The 24,929-nt window shown below is 62.5% G+C and carries 23 protein-coding genes; 10 read left to right on the top strand and 13 right to left on the bottom strand.

Annotation, left to right across the window (positions count from 1 at the left end):
• Positions 1–17: 17 nt before the first annotated feature.
• Positions 18–1,490: an alkaline phosphatase PhoX gene (locus R3175_RS15600; protein ID WP_318945253.1), complete on the bottom strand. Its 1,473-nt coding sequence runs from the start codon at positions 1,488–1,490 to the stop codon at positions 18–20.
• Between the two features lie 12 nt (positions 1,491–1,502).
• Positions 1,503–3,245 carry an alkaline phosphatase D family protein gene (locus tag R3175_RS15605; RefSeq protein ID WP_318945254.1) on the bottom strand — a complete coding sequence of 581 codons (1,743 nt, stop codon included), beginning with the start codon at positions 3,243–3,245 and terminating at the stop codon, positions 1,503–1,505.
• Between the two features lie 214 nt (positions 3,246–3,459).
• Between R3175_RS15605 and R3175_RS15610 the strand changes: the two genes are divergently transcribed.
• Complete coding sequence (locus R3175_RS15610; RefSeq protein WP_318945255.1) at positions 3,460–4,062, top strand: ATP-binding cassette domain-containing protein; 603 nt, start codon at positions 3,460–3,462, stop codon at positions 4,060–4,062.
• Positions 4,059–4,865 (top strand): ABC transporter permease, encoded by an 807-nt coding sequence (locus R3175_RS15615; RefSeq protein WP_318945256.1) that lies wholly within the window; start codon positions 4,059–4,061, stop codon positions 4,863–4,865. Before R3175_RS15610 ends, R3175_RS15615 begins: the two co-directional genes overlap by 4 nt.
• 30 nt (positions 4,866–4,895) lie before the next feature.
• Here R3175_RS15615 and R3175_RS15620 read toward each other — a convergent pair whose 3' ends face one another.
• Together R3175_RS15620 and R3175_RS15625 are read right to left on the bottom strand one after the other, a co-directional pair.
• On the bottom strand, positions 4,896–5,396 hold the full coding sequence (locus R3175_RS15620) for a DUF2938 family protein (RefSeq protein WP_318945257.1): 501 nt from the start codon (positions 5,394–5,396) through the stop codon (positions 4,896–4,898).
• A 65-nt stretch (positions 5,397–5,461) separates the two neighbouring features.
• Positions 5,462–5,701 (bottom strand): DUF2798 domain-containing protein, encoded by a 240-nt coding sequence (locus R3175_RS15625; RefSeq protein ID WP_318945258.1) that lies wholly within the window; start codon positions 5,699–5,701, stop codon positions 5,462–5,464.
• A 104-nt stretch (positions 5,702–5,805) separates the two neighbouring features.
• Here R3175_RS15625 and R3175_RS15630 point away from each other — a divergent pair, with 104 nt between their 5' ends.
• Entirely contained in the window at positions 5,806–6,687 is an 882-nt protein-coding gene (locus R3175_RS15630; RefSeq protein WP_318945259.1) for a LysR family transcriptional regulator, read from the top strand.
• A 41-nt stretch (positions 6,688–6,728) separates the two neighbouring features.
• On the opposite strand, the gene R3175_RS15635 is transcribed toward R3175_RS15630, so the two are convergent.
• Positions 6,729–7,211 (bottom strand): VOC family protein, encoded by a 483-nt coding sequence (locus tag R3175_RS15635; protein ID WP_318945260.1) that lies wholly within the window; start codon positions 7,209–7,211, stop codon positions 6,729–6,731.
• Between the two features lie 250 nt (positions 7,212–7,461).
• Here R3175_RS15635 and R3175_RS15640 point away from each other — a divergent pair, with 250 nt between their 5' ends.
• Positions 7,462–9,147, top strand: coding sequence for a methyl-accepting chemotaxis protein (locus tag R3175_RS15640; RefSeq protein WP_318945261.1), 1,686 nt, complete (start codon positions 7,462–7,464; stop codon positions 9,145–9,147).
• 31 nt (positions 9,148–9,178) lie between these two features.
• Here R3175_RS15640 and yeiP read toward each other — a convergent pair whose 3' ends face one another.
• Entirely contained in the window at positions 9,179–9,745 is a 567-nt protein-coding gene (yeiP, locus tag R3175_RS15645) for an elongation factor P-like protein YeiP (protein WP_318945262.1), read from the bottom strand.
• Between the two features lie 263 nt (positions 9,746–10,008).
• Between yeiP and R3175_RS15650 the strand changes: the two genes are divergently transcribed.
• The 3 genes from R3175_RS15650 to R3175_RS15660 are packed head-to-tail and all read left to right on the top strand — an operon-like array spanning position 10,009 to position 14,456.
• Positions 10,009–11,811: an acyl-CoA dehydrogenase gene (locus tag R3175_RS15650; RefSeq protein WP_318945263.1), complete on the top strand. Its 1,803-nt coding sequence runs from the start codon at positions 10,009–10,011 to the stop codon at positions 11,809–11,811.
• A complete protein-coding gene (locus R3175_RS15655) occupies positions 11,811–12,590 on the top strand; it encodes a crotonase/enoyl-CoA hydratase family protein (RefSeq protein ID WP_318945264.1) in 780 nt (259 codons plus the stop codon). The genes R3175_RS15650 and R3175_RS15655 overlap by 1 nt, the downstream gene beginning before the upstream one ends.
• Positions 12,591–12,638: 48 nt before the next feature.
• Entirely contained in the window at positions 12,639–14,456 is a 1,818-nt protein-coding gene (locus R3175_RS15660; RefSeq protein WP_318945265.1) for an ABC transporter ATP-binding protein/permease, read from the top strand.
• Here R3175_RS15660 and R3175_RS15665 read toward each other — a convergent pair.
• The 6 genes from R3175_RS15665 to R3175_RS15690 form a co-directional block, all read right to left on the bottom strand.
• Entirely contained in the window at positions 14,429–15,526 is a 1,098-nt protein-coding gene (locus R3175_RS15665) for a mandelate racemase/muconate lactonizing enzyme family protein (protein ID WP_318945266.1), read from the bottom strand. The genes R3175_RS15660 and R3175_RS15665 overlap by 28 nt on opposite strands.
• A gap of 30 nt (positions 15,527–15,556) precedes the next feature.
• Positions 15,557–15,967: a membrane integrity-associated transporter subunit PqiC gene (locus R3175_RS15670; RefSeq protein WP_318945267.1), complete on the bottom strand. Its 411-nt coding sequence runs from the start codon at positions 15,965–15,967 to the stop codon at positions 15,557–15,559.
• 125 nt (positions 15,968–16,092) lie between these two features.
• Positions 16,093–17,718: an intermembrane transport protein PqiB gene (pqiB, locus tag R3175_RS15675; protein ID WP_318945268.1), complete on the bottom strand. Its 1,626-nt coding sequence runs from the start codon at positions 17,716–17,718 to the stop codon at positions 16,093–16,095.
• The gene (locus tag R3175_RS15680) at positions 17,715–19,016 is read right to left on the bottom strand and encodes a paraquat-inducible protein A (protein WP_318945269.1); all 1,302 of its coding nucleotides are present in this window, start codon (positions 19,014–19,016) and stop codon (positions 17,715–17,717) included. The genes pqiB and R3175_RS15680 overlap by 4 nt, the downstream gene beginning before the upstream one ends.
• Before the next feature lie 79 nt (positions 19,017–19,095).
• The gene (locus R3175_RS15685) at positions 19,096–19,557 is read right to left on the bottom strand and encodes a GFA family protein (RefSeq protein WP_318945270.1); all 462 of its coding nucleotides are present in this window, start codon (positions 19,555–19,557) and stop codon (positions 19,096–19,098) included.
• Positions 19,558–19,629: 72 nt separating this feature from the next.
• Positions 19,630–20,298 carry a DNA-3-methyladenine glycosylase I gene (locus R3175_RS15690; protein ID WP_318945271.1) on the bottom strand — a complete coding sequence of 223 codons (669 nt, stop codon included), beginning with the start codon at positions 20,296–20,298 and terminating at the stop codon, positions 19,630–19,632.
• A gap of 91 nt (positions 20,299–20,389) precedes the next feature.
• Here R3175_RS15690 and R3175_RS15695 point away from each other — a divergent pair, with 91 nt between their 5' ends.
• Positions 20,390–20,560, top strand: coding sequence for a DUF2897 family protein (locus R3175_RS15695; protein WP_318945272.1), 171 nt, complete (start codon positions 20,390–20,392; stop codon positions 20,558–20,560).
• A gap of 21 nt (positions 20,561–20,581) precedes the next feature.
• Here R3175_RS15695 and R3175_RS15700 read toward each other — a convergent pair whose 3' ends face one another.
• Positions 20,582–21,529, bottom strand: coding sequence for a LysR family transcriptional regulator (locus R3175_RS15700; protein ID WP_318945273.1), 948 nt, complete (start codon positions 21,527–21,529; stop codon positions 20,582–20,584).
• Positions 21,530–21,682: 153 nt separating this feature from the next.
• Between R3175_RS15700 and R3175_RS15705 the strand changes: the two genes are divergently transcribed.
• Complete coding sequence (locus R3175_RS15705) at positions 21,683–23,098, top strand: acetyl-CoA carboxylase biotin carboxylase subunit (RefSeq protein WP_318945274.1); 1,416 nt, start codon at positions 21,683–21,685, stop codon at positions 23,096–23,098.
• 19 nt (positions 23,099–23,117) lie between these two features.
• Complete coding sequence (oadA, locus tag R3175_RS15710) at positions 23,118–24,923, top strand: sodium-extruding oxaloacetate decarboxylase subunit alpha (protein WP_318945275.1); 1,806 nt, start codon at positions 23,118–23,120, stop codon at positions 24,921–24,923.
• The last annotated feature ends 6 nt before the right edge of the window (positions 24,924–24,929 follow it).

A 24,929-nucleotide genomic window follows, 5' to 3' on the forward strand; every position in this document is an offset into this window, starting at 1 on the left:
CGAGACGCAACCCGGAATCACAGATTGTCCGGCAGCAGTACCTCGTACACCATCCCCAGGCCGTTGGTGAAGCCCCCCAGGCCATTTCGTCCCCCGCGGTCGGAGGTGAAGTACATCCGTCGTCCATCCGGCGAGAAGGCCACCCCAGCAATCTCCGAGGCGTCCTGCCCCACGACCTGGACAATGGGCTTGAGGGTGCGATCCGGCAGGATCGCCACCACCTGCATATCACCGCCGTCCTCGGCCACCAGCACATCGCCCTGGTTGGTGACGAACAGGTTATCGACCCCGGACAGGATGTTGTTCGGCGCCTCCGCCGTGGCCAGGTCGTAGATGATTTCCACGGTCTGGGCCGCGGTGTCGACGGCCCAGATCCGATTGTCACCCTTGGTGGCAAAGTAGACGATGCCATTGAAATACCAGACCCCTTCGCCACCGTCGAACGCGGTGGATTCGGGAATCCGGTTCTGGTCCTGGGGTTCGTGGGGATTCAGCGCATCGATCCAGGTAATGGGCTGGGGCGAGGCTAGCGCCCCCTCCACGCCGTCACCGCCCACCGCCATGACCTGCAAACGTCCGGCCTGCAGGGCCGCCCTCTCGGCGCCTTCCGGCCAGTCGGCGGGGTCGGGCAGCCAGCGGTAGAAACGGCCGTCCGGCATGTCCTCGGTCAGGTAAAGCCGTCGCTCGTTCGGGTCGATGGCAATTGCCTCGTGGGAGAATAAGCCGAGGGTCGGCCGCGCCAGCCCCTCGCCGGGTTGATAGGGGTCGCATTCCCAGACCTGGCCGTTGGGAAACTCCTCGCAGGAAAGCCAGGTTTTCCAGGGCGTCACGCAGCCGGCGCAGTTGAAGGTGGTGCCACTGAGGATGGTGTAGGAGTCCACGATGGTGCCATCGGGATCGAACACCAGGGTGCCGACCTGGGCCAGGCCCGGCGTCAGCTCTTCCGCGGCATTGGCCAGCCCGGACAGCGCCGGGTACATGAAGCCGATGGTGCCGGCACCCGGCACCTCGCTGTTGCTGATGTAGATCCAGCCACCGTTGTCCCGGGGCACCACCCCGGCGCCATCGGGGAAGATGTGCCAGGGCCGGTTGCCCACACCACCGGTCTGGGGGCCCGCGGCGGACATGCCCTTGGGCTGGGGCAGCTCTTTGTTGACGGCCACCACCCGGGTGGTGAAGCCGGCCGGCGATCGCACGCCATAGAGATCGGGCTCTTCCAGCGGCCCCAGATTGGCAAAACGTCCCACCAGTTCCGGGATGTCCGGAAGGGTATCCGGTAGATCCGGCGTCGGCGTGACGGTGTTGCCCGGCGGAAGCAACTCGGCAGCCTGGTCGGCACCACCGCTACCCCCCATACAGGCGGTCAGCCAAGAGGCGGAGCCCACCGCTCCGGCGGTATAGAACATGGAACGCAGGAATTCACGTCGGCTCCAGCCACGGCTATCTGTTACCAACTGGTTGGCCTGATCAGGTTTCAACTCCTTCGACATCATTACTTCCTCTTAACCGACCTGCTGCTGAACCCGGGGATGGAACAATGCCGTGCGCACCGTCCGTGGCGAGGAAAGCTCTCGGTCCTGGTAGATCTCACTGCTGCCACTGTCCACACCCACTACCTTGGTCTTCGTTGTATCCAGTTCACCAAGCCGGTCCTGCTCTGCAATGCTGGCCACGTAGTAGTATTCAGCCTGCGCCCGCTCCCGGGTGACATCCATCAACACAAACCCTCGGGATTTCAGTTCGGTGTATTTCATATGGGGGTTGGCCAGGCGTGCGGCTACCGCCGCGATATCGGCACCGCTATCGGTCAGGAACTCCTCCAGCCCCGGGGAGGTCACTGACGGCGCCACGAACTCGGCCGCCACTGGCGACGTCAACGCATTGCCGATCAGTGAGTTGTCGACATAGACTTCGTTGGCCCAGGAGGTGTGGATATCGCCGGTGAGAATGACGGTGTTATCGATGCCCTGGTCGCCCAGGGTCTGGAGGATCTTGTCCCGGTCAGCAACATAACCGTCCCACTGGTCCACATTCAGCACCGCCAACTGATCATTGAAAGTGTCCGGAGCCGGCAGGCCCAGCGTTTGGGCCTCAAGCACGGTGCGAGCCACATTCAGCTCTGCAAACATCACCTGCTGGCCGATAAAGCGCCAGTTGGCGGACGAGGCCGTCAAGCCGTCCTGCAACCACTGCATTTGTTCATCGCTGACCAGGCGACGGTCCGGACTGCTCCGATCCGCCGACACCGGGCTGTCCACCTGGACGTCCCGGCCTTCCAAACGGGTATCCAGCATGAACAGGTCGATCAGGTCGCCGAAGGCGAATTGGCGCCAGAGCCGCTGAGCGTTGGCGGGCAACTGGCGGATCGGCATCCATTCGAAGTAAGCCCGGATGGCGGCCACCTTGCGTTCCGCCCAGTTCCCTTCGCTGGCCTCCGAGTGATTCTCCGCGCCCTCCTTGTAACTGTCGTTGGCCGACTCGTGATCGTCCCAGATGCAAATCATGGGGAACTGCTGGTGCACCCCCTGCAGCTCGGCGTCAGTCTTGTACTGGGCGTGTCGCTGACGGTAGTCATCGAGCAAAACCATCTCATGGGCGGGCTCGGGATCGCGCCCGGGGAAGGCGCCGTATTCACCCGCTCCGTATTCGTAGACGTAATCGCCCAGGTGGAGCACGAAATCCAGATCACTCTGCTGGGCGACAGCCCGATACACGGAGAACAGACCATAGGCAAAGTTGGAGCAGGAAACGACCGCGAACCGGCTGCGCTCCGCCCGCGCACCGGCAGCCGGAAACGTCCGGGTGCGACCAACTGGGGAGCGGACACTACCGACCCTGAACTGGTAGTAGTACCAGGCATCCGGGGCCAGGCCCTCGGCATCCACTTTGACGCAGAAATCCCTTTCGGCGCTGGTTTCCGCCTGGTAGCGATGCACCACGTCCCTGAGTTCGGGATCACGGGCCACCACCAGATTGACCGCTACGGAACCCACGTTCCGCGGCAACTCCTCGGTGGGCGTCACCCGGGTCCAGAGGATCACCCGGTCGGCCAACGGATCGCCGGAGGCGACGCCGTGGTGGAAGGCAACGGCTACCGGCGGTTTGGGCGAAGCCCCCCGATTGGCGGAGTCGCCCGCCACTTGTTGCTCACGGGGTTCGTTGGAAGAACCGTTACAGGCAGCCAGCGTCGAAGTGAACGACGCCGCGGCCAAACCCTTGAGGACGTTTCTGCGTCGATTGTCCATGGCACTACCTCACAGCGTATATAGGATCAAAAATGGCACAAATGTACACGCAGAATGTGACAGTTTGACAACATTCTCAATGCTGGCGGGAAACATCGCGAGAAAATCGACCTCAGGACAACAGGAACAGCCGGTTCGGCACATCTTCCCTGCGGCTTGGGATTGGCGTGCTAGAATCCCCCAAACCTTGTCCTTGGAGCCAGGCGCCGCCACGATGCTGGAGTTGCAGTCCCTTAAAACCGACCTTATCCGGGCGGAAAAGCTGACGGTCAGTGCCGGCGATCGGGTCTTGCTGCAGGGCCCGTCGGGGTCTGGCAAGACCCACCTGCTGCGGGTAATTGCCGACCTGGTGCCCTGGCAGGGGTCCATCGCACTGGACCAACAATCGAGTGTGGACATGAGCGGCCCCGAGTGGCGCCAGCGGGTCATCCTGGTGTCGGCGGACAGCCACTGGTGGCATCACCGGGTGGCCGCGCATTTCCACGCCCCCGAGGCCGCCCCGTTGACAGACATCGGCCTCGACAACACCATCCTCGAGCGCGATCCCCAGCACCTGTCGAGTGGCGAAAAGCAGCGCCTCGCCCTGCTCCGGGCCCTGGACCGCTCGCCCAGGGTGCTGCTGCTCGATGAACCCTGTGCCAACCTCGACACTGACGCCACCGCCCTCGTCGAAGCGTTGCTCTCCCGATGGTGCCACCAGCAGCAGGGCCACCTGATCATGACCAGCCATGACGCCGCGCAGCGGAAGCGCCTGGCGGACAAGCACTGGCGGATCGACAAGGGCCAGGTGCTTGAAGTTGGAGAACCTGTGACGTGAACGGCCCCGAACTGAGCCTGATGGATCTGGGGTTGGCCGCGCTGATTGTCATGGCCGTGGCCGGCTTCGTGCGCCCTTTGAGCAAGCGCAGTTCCAACGGCCTGTTGGTGGGTATGGCGCGCATGAGTCTGCAGCTGGCGCTGATCGGCCTGGTGCTCAAGGCCCTGTTCGAAAACATCACGGTGTGGTGGGTATTATTGGTGTCCCTGGTGATGCTGCTCGCCGCCGGACGGGAGGTGATGGCCCGCCAGCATTATCGCCGCCACAGCCTCGGTGAGTGGCGGGACGGCCTGCTGGCCATGGCCATCGGGTCTTTCTCACTGACCCTGCTGGCACTGCTGGTGATGGTCGGCCACGAGCCCTGGTATCACCCGCGCTTTGCCATCCCCTTTCTCGGCATGATGCTGGGTAACACCATGACCGCCATCGCCCTGACCATCAGCCGGATCCTGGAAGGCGCCCACCAGCAGAGGGCTATCCTGGAAGAGCGGCTGGCCCTGGGCGAACCCTGGCAACAAGCCTGCCACAGCATCTGGCGCGACGGCATCCGCCAGGGCCTGATTCCGGTGATCAACATGATGGCCGCCAGCGGCATCGTCAGTCTGCCGGGCATGATGACCGGCCAACTGCTGGCCGGCGCCGACCCTATCAGTGCGGTCAGCTACCAGATCCTGATCATCCTGCTGATCGCCGCCGGTACCGGGATCGGCATTCTGCTGGCGTCCCGGCTGACCCTGCGCCAGCTGTTCGATGACCGCCATCGCCTGCGGCTGGACCGGTATACCGAAGATCGCGAGCACTGAGCTACCCAGCAGCAAGGGCCGGCGATCCGGTCACCGAGGCAGTGAGGCCAGCCACCAGCTGACCGGTAGGGCGGCCAGATACAACCAAAGCCCGAACAGGGCGTGGGTCGACAGGCTTTTCAGGCGGGCCCTTGCAGGATCGGGTGTGTTCGCCCCAGCCATCCCCAGGCCAAAAGCCGGCTGCAGGATCAGCATGGGAAACACGACGGTTCCAAGGCCAACCCACAAGGCAAGCATCAGGGAAGGCTGCTCCAGCCACTGCCCAGCCGTGGCGACAACAGGCACGAAGGCGAAAACAATCCCGATCAGGTAATGGGCAACCCAGCCCACGGTGCATTCCGCCGGCTTTTGCTGGGCCTTTGCAATGTGGGGATGCCGGAACCGGCCCTTTGGCATGTGCAACAACCAGCGTCCCACCAGACAGAAATCCAGAGACGCCACCTGGAAGACACGGCGTTGGGTCCAGGCCCACAGGTCCATCAACAGGGTCGCGCCAAGGCCCACCAGGATTGCGCCCCATATGTAAGACATTTCCATCAAGACTTCCCCCTCACCCGAGTGTTTCCCAACGACCTGAAACCACCACGGTGCGCCGCTCAGGCACGCTCACCGTCGTGAACCACAACCAGCGTCACCAGTTTTCTCACCAGGGGTGTCACCACAATGATCGTTGGAAACGCGACCACGAATGCGAAGACCCAGGCTTCCAGCCAGATGGTCACAAGATGGTCGCCCCATCCGACATTAAACCCGGAAATCACCAGGGACATGATTCCCGACATCGACAGAGACATGAAAAACGAAAATACATAGGATGCATATTTCACCGGAATCACTGTATAACCTCCTTTCGTCAAATCAACGACCTGATGATATGCTCTATTCCATAATCAAAAATACAGACATTTTCTAAATACGATTTTCCATAAATGAAATCATGATGGATGACATAGCACTGTTTGTGCATATTGTTCAGCAGGGCGACCTCTCCAGTGCCGGGCGTCATCTCGGCCTACCGCTGGCCACTGTGACCCGGCGGCTGCAGAAGCTGGAACAGCGGCTGGGCTGTCGGTTGCTGAACCGCTCGGCACGACAATGCGTGCTGACGCAGGAGGGAGAGATTCACTATGAGGCCTACGCCAGCTTGGTGGACCAGTTCGAGCAGACCCAGCGACGGCTGAGTGAAGACATGTCTCAACTTCGGGGGCACCTGAAGGTCCTGGCCCCCACCAACATTTCCCACGGCTTTTTCCGTGCCATGTGGCTGGGCTTCACCCGGACCTATCCAGACATCCGGTTGGAACTGATTCTGGGCAACCAGTTGCAGGACCTGGTCAAAAGCAAGGCCGACCTGGCGATCCGCATCGGTCCGCAAGCGGATTCCCAGCTCTACCAGCAAAGGCTGGGGCAGATCGACAAGATAATAGTGGCTGCGCCAACCTATCTGGCACAGCACGGCGAGCCGGCGACGACATGCGACCTCAAGGCCCATCGCATAATTGGCACGACCCTGGTGTCGAAATGGACGCTAAGTCATGCCGAAACCGGCAGCCGCCAGGAAATCTATCCCAGGCACAACGCCACCTTCAACGACACCGGTCTGGCCAAGTACCTGGTGTGCGATGGTCAGGGCATTGCCCTGCTCCCGCTCACCGAGGTACAGCCTGAACTCGACTCCGGCGCGCTGGTGCGAATCCTGCCCCAATGGCTGGGCGCCCCCCGCCAGATGTACCTGATCTGGCCCAGCGGAAAGTTGCTTAACGCCAGGGCGAGATGCTTCAAGGACTACCTACTGGCGTACGTCCAGCGTCATCTCCACTGATACGGACGAAGCCCATACCCGGGTCTTGGCCCGTGGCCCGACTATTGCTCGGGTATGGGCGCCATCTGGGCCATCACGTCGGCCAACTCTGCCTCGCTGACCTCACGAACGTGGGTCGCCAACGACCAACGGTGGCCGAAAGGATCCACCACCACGCCATACCGATCCCCCCAGAACTGGTCTCCCGGCGGCATCATTACCGTGGCGCCCGCCCGCTCGGCCCGGGCAATCGCGGCATCGCAATCCGGGACATAGCGGTGAATGGTCACCGGAGAGCCACCCAATGCCTTCGGCGAGTTCGGCTTGCCATCCGCACAGAACTCCGGGAAGTCGTCACACAGGTACAGCACCCGGCCCTCGATGCGTAGGGCGGCATGCATGATCTTGCCAGTGTCCGGGTGTTCGCCCCGTTGAAGCTCCTCGGCGCCAAAGGCCTCGCGATAGAACGTAATCGCGTCCTTGCAGGGGTCACAAGTCAGGTGGGGAATCAGGCCTTCATGGCCTTGGGGAATGGGATTGGACATTGCCTGTCTCCTTCTCAGGGTGGGAATCGTAGGTTAGTCGATTGCCCCAATGTCATTTCGACACCCGCTGCAAACGAATCCATCGCCTGTAAGGAACCGTCGAAACATTCCGCTCAGGCCATCGATCGTAACTGACTGATATTGCGCATGACGCGCAACCCTCAACGGACTACTATGACAAGAATGAGGATAGCGCTGGAGATATCGGTGAAACACAGGGGGACGGAGACCCGGAGCCTGGGGAACTAGCATGCAACATCTGAAAGATTTGACGATCGGAACCAAAATCCTCGCCATGGCTGGCCTCCTGATCCTGCTGCTGATCGCGGTGTCGATCTACGGCATCGTCAAAATCACCAAAGTCGGTCATGAGCTGCACACCGTTTCAACCGAGGACATGCCCCTGGTTGAACTCATGACGGGCGTGACCGTCAAGCAACTGGAAAAAGCCATCCTGATTGAGAAAGGGCTGCGCCTGGCGGAGATTCCCCTGGGGGAGGGCCAGAGCCTGAACCGTATCCAGGATCAGGTTAACGATATGGCCCAAGACATCGATGAGCAGATCCTGTCCGCCAGGGAGCTGCTGAAAAGCGCCCTAACCCATGCGCCATCACCCCAGATCGCGGAGGAAATCCGCTCGCTCTCTACCGAGATGCAAAAAATCGAACAGGAACACCGGGCGTTCGATCAAGAAGCAGCGTCGTTGTTCCAGGAAATCCTGAGCGGCCAGTTGGAGCAGGCCATTGCGCACGCCCATGAGATGGAGGAGTCGCAGACCAACCTCGACCATCACCTGGAGGCGGTCCTGCGGGGCATCGAACAGATGACCCACCATGCCCTGGAAACCGTGGAGCAGGACGAGCGGGAAGCCTTGACCGGGCTAATCGGCATCAGCGTTGTGTCCACCATCCTCGGCATCATCATCGGGCTGGTGATTGCCCGGAGCATCACCAGCCCGCTGAAGCGGGCGGTGGGCGCAGCAAAGGCCCTCTCAGCCGGAGACCTGACCATCGACGTCCAGCCCACCAGTCGCGACGAAACCGGGCAACTGCTGACCGCCATGAAGGCCATGATCCAACAGTTGCGGAACATGATCCAGGAGATCAATCACGCTACCGGGCAACTGGCGGCTTCGGCAGAGGAATTATCGACCATCACCCAGCAGACCAGCCAAGGGGTGGAGGAACAGCAGCAGTCTCTGACGCAGACAGCGGCCGCCACCCACCAGATGACCGCCACCGTCGCTGAAGTCGCCAAAAACGCCAGTCAGGCCGCCGAGGCGACTCAACGGGCCGACAATGCCAGCCGCAATGGTCAGCAAGTGGTGGACGAAACCCGCGCCGCAATCAGTGCACTGGCCGAGACGATCCAGGCAGCCTCCGCCAAGATCGGCCAGCTTGAGCAGGAGTCGGAGAATGTTGGCGCCATTCTGGATGTCATTCGCGGCATTGCCGAGCAAACCAACCTGTTGGCACTCAATGCAGCCATTGAGGCCGCCAGGGCCGGAGAGCAGGGCCGAGGCTTCGCAGTGGTTGCCGACGAGGTCCGTTCCCTGGCCGCAAAGACCCAACAGTCCACCGGCGAAATCGACCAGATGATCGAACGCCTGCAAACCGCTGCCAAGGAATCGGTCACCACCATGGACGCCGGCCGTGGCAGCGCGGCGGAAACCGTTGAGCAGGCCGCCCGCGCCAACGAGTCGCTCAATGAGATCACCGAAGCGGTGGCCGTCATCACCGACATGAACGTTCAAATTGCGAGTGCGGCGGAACAACAGAATGCCGCGGCCGAGGACATCACCCGCAGCATCGACGCCATTTCCCAAGCCTCCCAGGAGACAGCGCAGGGCTCGCAACAAACCGCTGTGGCCAGCGAGGAGCTGGCGCAACTGGCGAGCCGGCTACAGCAACTGGTAGGGCAGTTCAAGACCGCCTGAACGTGCGGGCTCTGGGCCCTGACGAGGCCGGTCAGGCCCGCCCCAGGAACTTCCGGTCTTCCACATTCACCTTGATACGGTCGCCCTGGGAAATGTGTTCCGGCACCTGCACCACCAGGCCGGTGGACAGGGTAGCGGGCTTGGTGCGCGCGGTGGCGGAAGCGCCCTTGATGGCCGGGTCGGTCTCGGTGATTTCCAGATCCACCGTGGTGGGCAGCGCCAGAGCCACCGGCGCATCGTCCACCAGGATCACCATCAGCCCCTGGATGTCCTCGGTGATAAACAGCAGCTCGTCTTCGATCGCATCCTTGTTCAGCGCGTACTGGGTGAAGTCTTCACTGTCCATGAAGACATACTCCTCGCCATCGCTGTAGGAGAATGTCGCCGGCCGACGGACCAGGTCCGCCAGGTTCAGCATGTCCGAATCCTTGAAGGTCTGGTCGAGCTTGTTGTTGCTGACCACATCGTACATCCGCATGCGGTACAGGCTTCCCCCGGCACGCCCCTGGGGCACCGAGCGCTCGATGTCTTTGACAAAATACACGCGGCCTTCGTATTCGATGGCCTGGTTCTTTTTGATTTCGCTGGCTTTGGGCATGGCTTAACGCTCCAGAACTATTCCCTTTTTGATCGATCCCGGGGCGTGGACACTCGCCCCGCGAAAAAGAGTTGCTGGTATAACATGAAGTGACTCCTTGCGCGACCAAAAGGGCCTGGAAGCAACTTGAGCTGCGGTTTATTGGCCCCGCAGCTCGCCCAGGGCGCCGTTAATCAAAGGCCAGCGGTCGAAGAGCCGGACATGCCGATTTCCCGGAAGCGCAGGAGTGTGAGAGTCTAAGCCCAACAACAAGGAGACCTCCGATGACCGATACCCTGATCGACCGCCGCGACCTGGCCTTCCAACTCTATGACGTACTGGATACCGAGGCCCTGCTCCAGCGCGAGCGCTTCCAGGAGCACAGCAAGGACACCTTCGATGCGGTGATTGAGACCGCCGACAAGATGGCGCGGGAAACCTTCGCCAACCACAACAGCGCGGCGGACAAGGACGAGCCCCGTTTCGTCGACGGCAAGGTGGAGATGCTGCCGGAGGTCAAGCAGGCTTTCGATGCCTATGCCCAAGCCGGCTTTATTGCCGGTCGCCACGACCATGATCTTGGCGGCATGCAGCTGCCGGAATCGGTCATGGCCGCCTGCAACGGCCTGTTCACCGCCGCCAACCCCAGCACCGCGGGGTACCCGTTCCTGACCACCGCCGCCGCCAACCTGATCCGGGTGTTTGGCAATGAGGAACAACGCAGTAGCTACCTGACCCACATGCTCTCTGGCCGGTTCAGCGGCACCATGGCGCTCACCGAACCCCACGCCGGCTCGAGCCTGGCGGACATTCGTACCTCGGCATCGCCGACCGACGACGGCCATTACCTGATCAAGGGCGCGAAAATCTTCATCTCCGGCGGTGAACAGTCCCTCACCGAGAACATCGTTCACATGGTGTTGGCCAAGATCAAAGGCGCACCTGCCGGCGTCAAGGGCATTTCCCTGTTCATCGTGCCCAAGTTCCGGGTGGACGCCGAGGGCAACCCCGGCGAACGCAACGGCGTCAGCCTTGCCGGTCTGATCCACAAGCTGGGCTACCGGGGCACCACCTCCACCGCCCTCAGCTTCGGGGACGATGCCCCCTGCCATGGCTATCTGGTGGGCGAGCCCCACCAGGGCCTGAAGTACATGTTCCAGATGATGAACGAAGCCCGGATTGGGGTTGGCCTGGGCGCGGCCGTGATTGGCTACCGGGGCTACATGCACAGCCTGGAATACGCCAAGGACCGTTTCCAGGGCCGCAAGCCATCGGAGAAGAACCCGGAAAGCCCGCAGGTGCCCATCATCAAGCACGCCGATGTGCGCCGCATGCTGTTGGCCCAGAAGGCCTACAGTGAAGGCGGCCTGGCCCTGTGTCTCTACGGTGCCCGCTTGATGGATGACCTGCACACCCATCCGGACGCCCAGAAGCGGGAGGAAGCGGGCAAGCTGCTGGACCTGCTGACTCCGGTCATCAAGGCCTGGCCCTCCGAGTACGGTCCCAAAGCCAACGACCTGGCCATCCAGGTGTACGGCGGTGCCGGCTACACCCGGGAGTACCCGGTGGAGCAATGCTGGCGCGACAACCGTCTCAACCCCATCCATGAAGGCACCAACGGCATCCAGGCGCTGGACCTGCTCGGCCGCAAACTGTGGCAGGACCAGAGCCACGGCCTGCAGATCCTGCTGCAGGAAATGCAGGTGGACCTGAAGGCCGCCACCAGTGAACGAACCCAGCCGTGGGCCCTGTCCCTGAGTGAGACCCTGCAACAGGCGGTCAAGGTGACCCAGACCCTGGGCAAGTCCCTGATGAGCGGCAACCCGGACCCGGTACTGGCCAATGCCTCCTGCTACCTGCACCTGTTCGGTCACATCATCGTGGCCTGGATGTGGCTGCGCCAAGCCAACGCCGCTACCCGGGGGTTGGCGTCTGCCACTGGCGACGAAGAGCGCAACTTCTACAATGGCAAGCTGCAGGCCGCCCAGTACTTCTTCCACTGGGAACTGCCCACCGTCGCCCAGGACCTGGTGTTGCTGCGCAACCAGGACGATACCTGCCTGAACATGCAAAAGGAGTGGTTCTGATGTCTTTCGTTAATGTGGAGAAGCGGGAGCACATCCTGCTGATCGGCCTCAACCGCCCGGACAAGATGAACGCCATGAACCGGGCCATGTACCACGAGATCGCCAAGGCCTACCACCAGCTCCAGCACGATCCGGGGCTGCGGGTGGGCCTGATGTACGCCGAAGGCGACCACTTCACCAGCGGTCTGCAGCTGGACGACTGGGCCGGCGTGTTCGCCAACGGCACCGGCATCGAACCCGGCGAAGGCGAACTCGACCCCTTCCACATTGTGGGCGAAGGGCTCACCAAGCCGATGGTGTTCGCGGCCCAGGGCATCTGCTATACGTGCGGCGTGGAGATGATGTTGAACACCGACATCCGGGTAGCCGCCAAGGGCACTCGCTTCGCCCAGTTGGAGGTCAAGCGCGGCATCTTCGCCTGTGGCGGCGCCACCATCCGTCTGCCCCGGGAGATCGGCTGGGGCAATGCCCAGCGCTATTTGCTCACCGGCGATGAGTGGACCGCCGAACAGGCCTACCAGTGGGGGCTGGTCCAGGAACTGGTGGAGCCGGGCGATCAGTTCAACGTCGCCCTGGCGATTGCCGAAAAGATCGCCAAGGCCGCCCCGCTGGGGGTCAGCGGCAGTCTGACCTCCTCCAAGATCGCCGTCAGCGAGGGGCAGGAAGTGGCCAAACAGCGCCTGTTCCCGGATCTGCAGCCGGTGATGGCCAGCGAGGATGTGAAGGAAGGCATCCAGTCGTTCCTGGAGCGACGGGAAGCGGTGTTCAAGGGGCGCTAGCGCCCCGCCTTGCTATACTCGCGTCATCCTCCTTGCCAGGGACACCCTATGCGCAGCATGACCAGTGACATTACCCCCAAACCCATCAACTGGTCGGTGCTGAAAACCCTGTTCCCCTACCTGCTGGAATTCCGAACCCGCATTGCCCTGGCGGTAGCGTGCCTGGTATTGGCCAAGCTGGCCAGTGTGGGGCTGCCGTTCATCCTCAAGCACATCGTCGATGGCCTGGACGCCGAAGGCGCCAGCCAGTTGGTGACCCTGCCGCTGGGGTTGCTGCTGGCCTACGGGGTGGTGCGGTTTTCCAACGTGCTGTTCGGGGAGTTGCGGGACACCCTGTTTGGCCGGGTCACGGAACGGGCCATGCGCCGGGTGGGGCTGAGGGTGTTCCGCCACCTGCACGCGCTGGACCTGGACTTTCACCTCAATCGCCGCACTGGCGGGCTCTCCCGGGACATTGAGCGGGGCACCAACGGCATCAGCTTCCTGCTGCGGTTCATGGTGTTCAACATCCTCCCGACCCTGCTGGAAATCGGCATGGTGATCGGCCTGCTGCTGTGGAACTACGACGTCTGGTTCGCGCTGATCGTGGCCGTGTCGGTGGCGGCGTACGTGGGCTTTTCGGTGGTGGCCACCGAGTGGCGGCTGGCGTTCATCCGCGAGGCCAATGAGGCGGAATCCGACAGCGGCACCCGCGCCATCGACAGCCTGCTCAACTACGAGACGGTCAAGTACTTCACCAACGAGCAGTTCGAGGCGGACAACTACGACGAGAACCTGGCTCGCTGGGAACAGGCCCGGCGCAAGAACCGGTTGTCGCTGTTTGCCCTCAACGGCGGCCAGTCCCTGATCATTGCCGCCGCCATGACCCTGGCCATGGTGCTGGCGGCGGTGCGGGTCACCGACGGCACCATGACCATCGGGGACTTCGTGCTGATCAACGCCTTCATGATGCAGGTGTTTATGCCGCTAAATTTCCTCGGCTTCGTGTACCGGGAGATGAAGGGCGCCATGACCAACATCGAGAACATGTTTGCTTTGATGGAGGTACAGCCCCGCGTGGCGGACCGGGACGATGCCGTCGAGCTGGCAGTGCCCCATGGCGAGATTCGGTTCCGCGACGTGCACTTCGGCTACTCGGAGGCCCGGGAGATCATCCGCGGGGTCAGCTTCACCGTGCCGGCGAAGCAGAAGGTGGCCATTGTGGGCAGCAGCGGTGCCGGCAAGTCCACCCTGTTCAAGTTGCTGTTCCGCTTCTACGACGTCACCGGCGGCGAGATCACCATCGACGGCCAATCGATCCGCGACGTCAGCCAGACCTCGTTGCGCCGCCAGATCGGCGTGGTGCCCCAGGACACCGTGCTGTTCAACACCAGCATCTTCGAGAACGTGCGCTACGGCCGCATCGACGCCAGCGATGAGGAGGTCTGGGAGGCGATCCGCCTGGCCTACCTGGCGGACTTCATTGCCGAGCTGCCGGACCGGGAGCACACCCTGGTGGGCGAGCGTGGTCTCAAGCTTTCCGGCGGCGAGAAACAGCGGGTGTCCATCGCCCGGACGCTGCTCAAGCACCCGCCCATCATGGTGTTCGACGAGGCCACCTCGTCCCTGGACAGTCACTCGGAGAAGGTGATCCTCAAGGCCATCCGCGATATCTCTCACCAGCAGACCACCCTGGTCATTGCACACCGCCTGTCCACCATCCTGGATGCCGACCGCATCATCGTGCTGGACCAGGGCCGGGTTGCCGAGCAAGGCAGTCATGGGGAACTGCTGCAACAGGGCGGACTGTACGCCCATCTGTGGCAGGTTCAGCAGCATGAGCAGCTTGCCCCGCCGGATCAGCCGAGTTCGATTCGGCGCATTTGACCAAAATCGGGCTGCACCCCCAGGCCGGCCTCGGCGCTCATGGTCATTCGCCCCTGCTCTACATAAGGTGCACCCAGGGCCAGCTGCGTGGTGTTGTAATTGTGCAGGTCGGTGGTGTTGAGCAGGTAATGGGGTGGCGTACTGGCGGCCAGGTGAGCGTAGGCCGCGGTGGCAATGCCGCTGCCCCAGGCGTCTTCGATGGTCATGGGAATGCCGTGGGCAACGCACAGGTCCCGCACCCGGCGGGCCACGGTCAGCCCGCCGAACTTGCTGAGCTTGAGCGCCATGGCATCCATGGCGTTGTCGTGCAGCGCCCGCAGCACGTCCGCCAGCGAATGGAGGGACTCGTCCAACTTGACCGGATGCTGCAGGCGTGGTCGAACCGAGAGGTTCTGCAGATAGTCCCCGCAGGGCTCTTCGAGGTAGAGGGGGATATCCGCCAACTGCCGTGAAAAGCGGATCGCTTCCTCCGGTCGCCAGGCCCCGTTGACATCCCCCACCCAGACTTCGCCGGGGCGGCACACGCCCTCCAGCCCGTCCAGCAGCGCCAGGTCCTCCTCGACAGCGCGCCCCAGCTTGAGCTGGAAATGATGAAACTGCTGCTGCCGAAGTATGCTCAATGACGCGTTGACCTCGTCCGACGAAGCCAACGGCAGAATGCGGTGCAACGGCATCGATTCGCTCAGCAGACCGCCCAACAGCACATACAGGGGCAAACCAACCGCCTTGCCCAACAGGTCCCAGCAGGCCATATCGATGGCAGCCTTGGCCACCGGATGGCCACTGAGCACCTCATTCATCCGCTGGACAATGCGCGTGGTATGACGGGGATCCTCCCCCAGCACGCCGGAGGCCAACTGGGCAAGGCAGGACGGGATACCCTCGGCAAAGGCCGGCATGTAACGGGGTCCACAGGGACAGACTTCGCCATACCCCTCCAGTCCATCGTCGGTGGTTAACACGACCACCGTACTGAGGAACCGCTGGTAGCTGCGACCATTGGCAAAGGCGTAGGCCGGGCCATCGTAGCGAAGTTCCGCCTGATAGGCCTTCAGGTCCACGATCTTCATCACGCCTCCCCGGCACTAGCGGCCGTTGATTCAAGAACCATCAGTGTGAAGGGCCGCCGTTATCCGGTGGGCGACGTCCTGCCAGCCCTGATCCAGGGTCTCCACCAACCCGGCATACCCATCGCCGGTCAATGGCCCCTGCCAGTCGATCTGACCGGTCCTGGTAACTGCACCTCCAGCATTGTACTGCCAGACACCACGAATGATCGCCCGGTCCCCGGCCAGGCTCCGCACCCCCTGGAACTGACTCAGTTGCACCGTCAATTGCCCGCCGTTCGGCGGGGCCATTTCACTGAGCCCGGCATGGAGTGAGCGCCGGAGTTGCTGCGCCAACGGCTCCGCCCAGCGATGCTGGCGGGCGTTATGCATCTCGCTGTCACTGAGTTGATAGACGATGCCACCCTGTTCAAGATACCCCGCCAGACGCACCTGAACGTTCATTGCAGTGGTTCCCACTGAGGCGGCGCTGGGCAACAGGTACCCCGGCGGCGGAGCGATCGGGGCGCTGCCGCAGGCGGCCAACAGCATTGCCAGCAGACAGACACCCGCATGTCGCCCCGCCGCCATCATTGCGCAGCCCTGGGCTGGGGATCCGGCGAGGCCCGGTTCTGGAAGATCAAGGCGTTGGGCCGCTCGTTCAAGGTGTCGACGAGGGGCCTCGCGTCATTGAGCAACCGGTTCATTTTTTGCAGGGTCGCCTGCAGGCGTTTATAGGCGGCGCCATCCTGGTCGGTGTCGGCCTCCCACCCCCGGAAGGCTTCCCGCAGCACGGCCAAAGTATCTGTCATCTCCCGGGGAAGCCGGATCAACGCCGGGTCGCCGAGCATCGCATCCAGCCTTTGGCTGACCCTGGCCAGACTGTCCAGGTTCTGGTTCATACGATCAGCGATGTCCTGGAACGGCACCCCGTTCAGGGTCTCCAACAGCTGGCCCACCTGCTCCTCGATCTTGCGAATCCCGCCATGGCGAATGGTGGGAAAGATCGGCGTCGAACGGTACGAAGCTATAGCAGCAACTTCCGGTACATCGGGATAGAACGCCAGATCGACGAACATCGCGCCGGTCAGCAGGTTCCCCGGCTTCAGGCTGGCGCGAAGGCCGTTGCCGATCATCTCAGAAATTTCGCTCCTCCATTGCGCCATAGCCACCTGGTTTTGCAGGGTCAATCGCTGGGGCTCGAAGCGGATCAACACCGGTACCGGGTTCTGCCCCATGGAACCGGGCCCCTCGTACCCAAAGCCCCAGGCCACCTGCTCGACGGTCCCCACTCGAACCCCGCGGTATTCCACCGGAGCCCCGGCCTGCAATCCACGAACGCTGCCGTCAATCAACAGCACATAATCCAGCGTCAGCGAATACAGGGCCCGATGGGCGGCGTCTTCATCCTCGTACAGGATGAAGGTGTCGCCGTCCCGGGCCGGCTCCCCGGCGCTCATGTTCGAGTCTGGCACCGCAAACGTCACGCCGCCACCCAGGAAGCTCTCTAGCGACCCCAGCCGAGCCTCAAAGCCCTGGGGCCCCCACCGGAAGCCCACGCCACTGACCGGCCAGAACCGGCAGTTCCTGGTGACCAGCACGTCATAGGGCGCCTCGATGAACAGGCGATGCCGAAAGGCTTTCTGTGCCGGATCGAACTCGGTCTCCACCACCCGACCGACGCGCAGACTGCGAAAACTGACCGGATCCCCAGTATCGATATCGCTGCCGGCCGCGCTCAGCAGTTGCAGGTACAGGCCCTCTCCACTCACCTCCGGTGGCAGGCTGTCACTGACGGTATAGCTGCTCCTCGGCGGACCTTCCGTACCCGGCAACAGCTCAATGTAGACACCGGACACCACGGTGGTTAAGCCGCTAATGCCCTCCCGTCCAACCCGGGGTTTGACCACCCAGAACCGGGTATCCTGCGAGAGCATGCGTTCGGTGTCGGCCTGCATCTGGACTCTCAGCAAGGTGTGGCTAAGATCTTCCGACAACGACACGCTGTCGACCACGCCCACTTGCACATTACGAGCCTTGACCGCGGTGGTACCCGCACTGATGCCCTCGGCGTCGTCTAGTTTCAGGGTGATGGTCAGTCCCCGGCTTGACAGGTTGCTGTAGACCAGCCAACCGCCGATCACCGCCGCCACCAGCGGTATGATCCAGACCGCGGACAGTTTCCGTGAAGGTGAAGTATCCGGATCGTCGTTCAACGGTAGCCCTCCGCAAGGGGAGCATCAAGGCGGCCAGCGGCAACCCGGCGCTGCTGGTCCCAGATCAGCCGCGGATCGAACTGGTGGGCTGCCAGCATGGTAAAGATAACCACCGCGGAGAAGGCCAGCCCGCCATACCCGGGCGTGATGGTGAGAATGTTGCCCAACTGGAACAGGCCCACAATGATGGCCACCACAAACACATCGATCATCGACCAGCGCCCCACCCACTCGGTAATCCGGTACAGCCGCATCTGACCGGCCATATCCAGCGAGCGGCGCCGGCGACTGGCAATGCAAAGCCAGGCAATAGCGATGATCTTGCCGAATGGGATCAGCACGCTGGCGGCGAAGATGATCAGAGCGATTGGCCAGTCGCCATGATCAATGAACAACAGCACCCCGCCGATGATGGTGGCCGGGTCCGATTGCCCCAAGCTGGTAGTGACCATGATCGGATACAGGTGTGCCGGCAAACTACACAGCATGGCCGTCACCAGCAGCGCCCAAACCCGTTGCAGGGTGAAAGGGTGACGCTGTCGCAGCCGGCTGCGACAGCGCAGGCAATGCTGGTGTCCCCGCTGTTGCAGTTGGCCGCACCAGCTGCAGCCCACCAATCCCTGCTCCACCGCCATCAAGCCAGCTCGCGCCCTGGCGGGCTGGTCCAGTGGGCCCAACAGCCGCTGCCACAGGGCAATGGTGTTCATTCGGGTGACGGTCACCAGCAACAGGACGGCATAGCCGGTAAAGGTCCAGAAGGCGGAGAGCAGCTGGATATGGGCCATCGCAATGATTTTCACCAGGCTGACCAGGGCAGCGATGGCGAACACGTCCGCCATCATCCAGGGCTGCAGGCGGGGCAACCAGCGCGCCAGCCACAGACTGCCCGGCAGGCGGGCCTGACTGGCCAGGCTCAGGTGAATGATGCAGACCGCCAGCAGATAGAGCGCCGGAATCACAACGATGGTGGCGACCACGACAACTGACAGCAATGGGTGGTGATGCATGGCCAGTTCGTTGGCGGCATCGGCCACCGTCATCGCCCGCTCGATACCACCCCGTTCAAAGGCAATGTAGGGAAACAGCAGTGACAGCAGAAGCAGTATCAAAGCGGTGACTGCCAGCGCCGGCGTCAGCTGGTCGCTGCGGGCCTGGCGCAGCAGCGCGTGGTGACAGCGCGGACACAGGTGCCAACGCCCTTCCTGCTGGTGGGGCACGATTTCAGACACCAGATCGCATTCGGGACAGGCAAGCAGAAGCCCCGGGCGATCGTTGCTGTCGGGTCTTGAGGCTGACACGCTGACATCCATACCTGCAGGCGAAACGTGGCGATGACGCTCAGTATCAGCTTAGCCCAATTCTTCAGGAATGAACGCCTCAATCCCGAAGCAGCGCGCCCATCAACCGGCGGCCAAAGGCGAGCTGACTGCGAAGGTAACCGCTGTACTTGGGCAGCGTGTCCTCAACGTCGGCAACCCGGGTCTCGTAGAAAATATGAAGCGAGGGCTCCGGCACCAGGCCAGCGTCGTGAAGGTTCGCCGTCGGCACAACCACCAGTTCCGGCAGGGGCGGCAACGTCAGGTACTCGATCGCCGGTTGGCCACAATGAACACACTTGCCCCGCTGGACAATGGGCGGGACCCGGTAGGCATGGAAGTCGACACTGGCCGCCGCCGGTTTCACCACATCCCTGGCGCGGAAAACGGTGATGTCGCCATAGTCGGCCTGGTTGAAGGCCTGGCAGATGGAGCAGTGACAGAAGCCCCGGATCAGCGGCTTGCCGTTGACCTGGAACCGGGTACGGGAACAGGCACACTGACAGTTTGGGTTGCTGGCCATACGGCGCTCTCCTCTGGTCCGCCCTTGATGATTGACCTAGTCACGGGCCACAGCCCGACTCCCTTGGCGGGATCAGTCCCCCACCGAAAAGGACAGGATACGGGACAAATGACTGTAGGACAGCCCGGTCTCCCGATGCCAGTCGGTAAAGGCCTGTTGGGCCTGGACCAGGGCTTTCTTGCTGCCGGGACTGGCATCCAGGCGCTCCTCCCGCCGCAGCCCGGCCACCACGTCCTGGGACAGGATGAAACCGTCCCACCCTACCCGGCGCAGGAAGTACTGGGCAGTATTGCCACCGAGGCGGGCACCGTGTTTCTTGAAATGCTGCAACAGCCCCACCTGATCGCTCGACGGCCACTGGCTCAGGAAAGCGCCGAAACCGCCGTGGTCACGGCCCGCCTCCACGATCATTCGGGCGTTCTCCGGCACCGTGCGGATCTTCTGCAGGTTGCGCACGATGCGCTCGTCCTTCGCCAGGTCTTCCAGCACCTCCGGCGGTACCTGTTGCCAGTACAGCGGCACAAAGCCCTCAAAGGCCGCTTCAAAACCCGGCCATTTGTTGTCGATCACCCGCCAGACAAACCCCGCCTTGAAGATGCAGCGGGTGATCTCGGACAGGTAGCGGTCATCCGTCAGCGCCTCCAACTCGCCAGGTTTCGCCACCGTTGGCAACAGTGATCGTAACTCGGCCTCACCTCCCTTGCGGGCAGCCGCCTGTTCGTAGATTCGGGAAAAGGACATAAGCTGTCTTCCATGGTTCTGGTTGAGAGTCCAAAGGCAAGTGGTTCACTATAAAGGAATCGAAGGTAAGGGACACAGAGGAGTCACATCCATGCCCATTATCGGCTGGGTCATTCTGTTACTGGCGCTGGCCATGATCGTCGGCAGCCTCCTGCTGCTGAGGGATAGCGCCCACAGCATGAAAATCCCCGAAGACAAGCTGGAGAAAATCCGCAAACGCAAGGCCGAGCTGGACGCCGAGGAGGAAGAGGAGGATCGCTAGAAAGCATCAGCCCAACGGCCATCAGGCCATGCCCCGCCGGAAGAACTGCTCGAAGTTGCGGATATTCTGCTGAATGTAGTCGATAAAGGCCTGCATCGCCGGCGAGGGGTGTTTGGCCTGGGGGTAAACCAGGCACCAACTGCGGCGCAGGGGGAAGCCCGGTATGTCCACGATTGCCAGGCTGCCCATGGCCAGTTCCGGAAGGATACTCTGCTTGGGCAAGACCGCCACGCCCAGGCCGGCGAGAACCGCGTGCTTCACCGCATCATTGGACCCCAGCTCCATGCTCGGGGTCACCCTCAAGCGCTGTTCCTGACAATGGGTTTCCAGCGCCAACCGGCTGCCGGAACCGGGCTCGCGCATCAACAGTTGACTGTCGAGAAACGCCTGCGCGGTCACCGGCGCCTGGGCGAGCAGGGGGTGGCCTTGAGGGGCCACAGGCACCAACTCGTTATCCAGGAACGGTAAGGACACCAGCGGCTGTTCGCCGGGCACCATCCCCATGATCACCAGATTGTCCCGGTTTTCACTCAACCGCTGAAGCGCGGCAGCCCGGTTCACCACGGTCACCGATACAGTGACCTCGGGATACAGGTTCACGAACGCCCGCAACAGATACGGCACCACATACTGAGCGGTATTGACCGCCACCAGACTGAGCTCCCCGGCCACTCGCCCCTCCAGGGCGGCCAGCTTGGTCTGAATCCGCTCCAGCTCCCCAAAGACCGCCCGTACACACCGGGCCATCTCCTCCCCGGCAGACGTGCAATACAGCCGTCGCCCCACGTAGTCGAACAGGGGCAATCCGAGGGCCTGCTCCAGGTGGCGTACCTGGCTGCTGACCGCGGGCTGGGTCAACCCCAGCAGGTCGCCTGCCTTGCTGTAGCTTCCCAGGTCGTAGACCGCCTTGAAGACCTGAAGTTGGCGAAAGGTCAGGCGACTGGCCAGTTTGTGAACACTCAAAGGCATTGGGAATCGGGCGCCTCAGCCATCTATAAGGAATTTATTATATATACGCAAAATAATATCAATTTTTCCTTACAGTTCCACCACGCTACTCTCGTTGCATCCTTCATTCGGGACGACAAGAGAGGAATCTCCCATGTTGAAGAGGAATTTCCCATGTTGAAGAAAGTTCTGATCGCCAACCGTGGCGAGATTGCGGTCCGCATCGTCAGGGCCTGCGCCGAGATGGGGATCCGTTCGGTGGCCATCTACACCGAACCCGATCGTTACGGCCTGCACGTGAAGCGAGCCGATGAGGCCTACTCCCTCGGCGACGATCCGTTGGCCGGCTACCTGGACCCGGCGCGGATCGTCAACCTGGCGGTCGAAACCGGCTGCGATGCCATCCACCCGGGCTACGGCTTCCTGTCCGAGAACGCCGAATTCGCCCGGCTGTGCGAACAGAAAGGCGTGACCTTCATCGGCCCGAAATCCGACGTTATCCACAAGATGGGGGACAAGACCCAGGCCCGGGACAGCATGCGTGCCGCGGGCGTGCCCATCACCCCGGGTTCCGACGGCAACCTGGCCAGCCTGGACGACGCCCTGGCGCTGGCCCGCAAGATCGGGTATCCGGTGATGGTCAAGGCCACTTCCGGCGGTGGTGGTCGGGGCATTCGCCGCTGTGACAATGCAGACGAGCTGAAGACCCAATACCCCCGGGTGATCTCCGAAGCCACCAAGGCCTTTGGCTCCGCCGAAGTGTTTATGGAGAAATGCATCGTCAACCCCCGCCACATCGAGGTGCAGGTACTGGCGGACAGTGAAGGCAACGCCGTGCACCTGTTCGAGCGGGACTGCTCCATCCAGCGCCGTAACCAGAAGCTGATTGAGATTGCACCCAGCCCCCAGCTGACCCCGGAGCAGCGTCAGTACATCGGCGGCCTGGCGGTGAAGGCCGCCAAGGCCGTGGGCTACGAGAATGCGGGCACGGTGGAGTTCCTGCTGTCCGGTAACGAAGTGTACTTCATGGAAATGAACACCCGGGTGCAGGTGGAGCACACCATCACCGAGGCCATCACCGGGGTGGACATTGTCCGTGAGCAACTGCGCATCGCCTCCGGCCTGCCCCTGAGCTATCGCCAGGAGGACATCCAGTATCGTGGTTACGCCCTGCAGTTCCGCATCAACGCCGAAGACCCGAAGAACGACTTCCTGCCCAGCTTCGGGCGGATCACCCACTACTACGCCCCCGGCGGCCCCGGGGTGCGGGTGGACACCGCCATCTACACCGGCTACGAGATTCCGCCCTACTACGATTCCATGTGCCTGAAGCTGGTGGTCTGGGCGCTGACCTGGGACGAGGTGATAGCCCGCGGCAAGCGCGCCCTGGACGACATGCGCCTGCACGGCATCAAGACCACCGCCAATTATTACCAGCAGATCCTGGACCATCCGGATTTCCGCAGCGGCCTCTTTGACACCAGCTTCGTGCCCAGCCACCCGGAACTGCTGAATTATTCCACCAAGCGCGATCCCAGCGAAATCGCGCTGACCATCGCTGCCACCATCGCCGCCCATGCCGGCTGGTAATCCGCAGGAGGAACGAGCTATGAGCAACGCCAAGAAAATCGAAGTCACCGACGTCATCCTGCGCGACGCGCACCAGTCGCTGATCGCCACCCGCATGCGCACCGAAGACATGCTGCCGATCTGCGACAAACTCGACCGGGTCGGTTACTGGTCGCTGGAAGTCTGGGGCGGGGCCACCTTTGATGCCTGCGTCCGCTTCCTCAAGGAAGACCCGTGGGAGCGCCTGCGACAATTGCGCAAAGCCCTGCCCAACACCCGGCTGCAGATGCTGCTGCGGGGCCAGAACCTGCTGGGTTACCGCCACTATGCCGATGACGTGGTGGAGGCGTTCGTGCAGAAGGCGGCGGACAACGGCATTGATGTATTCCGGGTGTTCGACGCGCTCAATGACCTGCGCAACATCGAGACCGCGATGAAGGCGGTGAAGAAGGCCGGCAAGCACGCCCAGGGCACCATCTGCTACACCACCAGCCCGGTCCACACGCCGGCCCTGTTCGTCGAGCAGGCCAAGGCCATGCGGGCCATGGGCGCCGACTCCATTGCCATCAAGGACATGGCCGGCCTGCTCACCCCCTATGCCACCTACGAACTGGTCAAGGCCATCAAGGCCGAAGTGGACCTGCCGCTGGTGGTGCACAGTCACTCCACCTCGGGGCTGGCACCGCTGTGTCAGCTCAAGGCCATCGAGGCCGGCGCCGACCGCATCGACACCGCCATTTCCTCCTTTGCCAGCGGCACCAGCCACCCGGCCACCGAATCCCAGGTGGCGGCGCTGAAAGGCACCGACTACGACACTGGCCTGGACCTGAAACTGCTGAGCGAGATTGCCGACTATTTCCGCGAGGTGCGCAAGAAGTACCACCAGTTCGAGAGCGAGTTCACCCGCGAGGACGTGTCGGTGCAGATCAACCAGGTGCCCGGCGGCATGATGTCCAACCTGGCCAACCAGCTCAAGGAGCAGAACGCCCTGGACCGGATTCGCGACGTCTTCGACGAGATCCCCCGGGTACGCGAAGATCTGGGCTATCCACCGCTGGTGACCCCCACGTCACAGATCGTCGGCACCCAGGCGGTGTACAACGTGCTGGCCGGCCAGCGCTACAAGACCATCACCAACGAGGTGAAACGCTACCTGCAGGGCGGTTACGGCCAGCCGCCGGCAGCGGTCAACACCGAGATCCAGAAGAAGGCCATTGGCAACGAGTCGGTAAACGAAGGGCGCCCGGCCGACCTGCTTAGCCCCGAACTGAACCAATTGCGAGCAGACATTGGTAGTCTGGCGACCAGCGAAGAAGATGTGCTTACCTATGCCATGTTCCCGGACCTGGGGCGGGAGTTCCTGCAACAGCGTGCAGACGGCACCCTGAGGCCGGAAGAACTGCTGCCCCAGGAACAGAAAGGCAAGGATCGCATGGGCACCGCCATGGCCACCGAGTTCCGCATCGATGTCCACGGTGAGTCCTACGAAGTGGCGGTCACCGGGGTGGGCGATTCCGGCGCCGGCAAGCGCAAGCTCTACCTGTCGCTGGATGGCATGCCCGAGGAAGTGGTCTTCGAGTCCCTCAACGAGTACGTGGCCGAGGGTGGCAGCGGCCGCAAGCGGGCGACTGAACCGGGACACGTCACCACCGCCATGCCGGGCAATGTGGTGGATGTGCTGGTTCAGGAAGGGGATACTGTCTCCGCCGGCCAGGCCGTGATGATCACCGAGGCCATGAAGATGGAGACCGAGGTGAACGCCAACGTCGACGGGACGGTACAAGCAGTGCATGTGGCCAAGGGTGACCGGGTGACCCCTGGGGAAGTATTGATAGAGATTGCCTGACAGGAG

The organism is Marinobacter sp., assembly GCF_033722735.1.
Classification (GTDB): domain Bacteria; phylum Pseudomonadota; class Gammaproteobacteria; order Pseudomonadales; family Oleiphilaceae; genus Marinobacter.

Coding starts and splice junctions, on each gene's coding strand:
- R3175_RS15600 (WP_318945253.1), bottom strand. CDS start 1,490: ATGTCGAAGGAGTTGAAACCTGATCAGGCCAACCAGTTGGTAACAGAT.
- yeiP (WP_318945262.1), bottom strand. CDS start 9,745: ATGCCCAAAGCCAGCGAAATCAAAAAGAACCAGGCCATCGAATACGAA.
- R3175_RS15655 (WP_318945264.1), top strand. CDS start 11,811: ATGTCTTTCGTTAATGTGGAGAAGCGGGAGCACATCCTGCTGATCGGC.
- R3175_RS15635 (WP_318945260.1), bottom strand. CDS start 7,211: ATGTCCAATCCCATTCCCCAAGGCCATGAAGGCCTGATTCCCCACCTG.
- R3175_RS15640 (WP_318945261.1), top strand. CDS start 7,462: ATGCAACATCTGAAAGATTTGACGATCGGAACCAAAATCCTCGCCATG.
- R3175_RS15650 (WP_318945263.1), top strand. CDS start 10,009: ATGACCGATACCCTGATCGACCGCCGCGACCTGGCCTTCCAACTCTAT.
- R3175_RS15695 (WP_318945272.1), top strand. CDS start 20,390: ATGCCCATTATCGGCTGGGTCATTCTGTTACTGGCGCTGGCCATGATC.
- R3175_RS15630 (WP_318945259.1), top strand. CDS start 5,806: ATGGATGACATAGCACTGTTTGTGCATATTGTTCAGCAGGGCGACCTC.
- R3175_RS15665 (WP_318945266.1), bottom strand. CDS start 15,526: ATGAAGATCGTGGACCTGAAGGCCTATCAGGCGGAACTTCGCTACGAT.
- R3175_RS15620 (WP_318945257.1), bottom strand. CDS start 5,396: ATGTCTTACATATGGGGCGCAATCCTGGTGGGCCTTGGCGCGACCCTG.
- R3175_RS15660 (WP_318945265.1), top strand. CDS start 12,639: ATGCGCAGCATGACCAGTGACATTACCCCCAAACCCATCAACTGGTCG.
- R3175_RS15685 (WP_318945270.1), bottom strand. CDS start 19,557: ATGGCCAGCAACCCAAACTGTCAGTGTGCCTGTTCCCGTACCCGGTTC.
- R3175_RS15670 (WP_318945267.1), bottom strand. CDS start 15,967: ATGAACGTTCAGGTGCGTCTGGCGGGGTATCTTGAACAGGGTGGCATC.
- oadA (WP_318945275.1), top strand. CDS start 23,118: ATGAGCAACGCCAAGAAAATCGAAGTCACCGACGTCATCCTGCGCGAC.
- R3175_RS15690 (WP_318945271.1), bottom strand. CDS start 20,298: ATGTCCTTTTCCCGAATCTACGAACAGGCGGCTGCCCGCAAGGGAGGT.
- R3175_RS15700 (WP_318945273.1), bottom strand. CDS start 21,529: ATGCCTTTGAGTGTTCACAAACTGGCCAGTCGCCTGACCTTTCGCCAA.
- R3175_RS15605 (WP_318945254.1), bottom strand. CDS start 3,245: ATGGACAATCGACGCAGAAACGTCCTCAAGGGTTTGGCCGCGGCGTCG.
- R3175_RS15705 (WP_318945274.1), top strand. CDS start 21,683: ATGTTGAAGAAAGTTCTGATCGCCAACCGTGGCGAGATTGCGGTCCGC.
- R3175_RS15610 (WP_318945255.1), top strand. CDS start 3,460: ATGCTGGAGTTGCAGTCCCTTAAAACCGACCTTATCCGGGCGGAAAAG.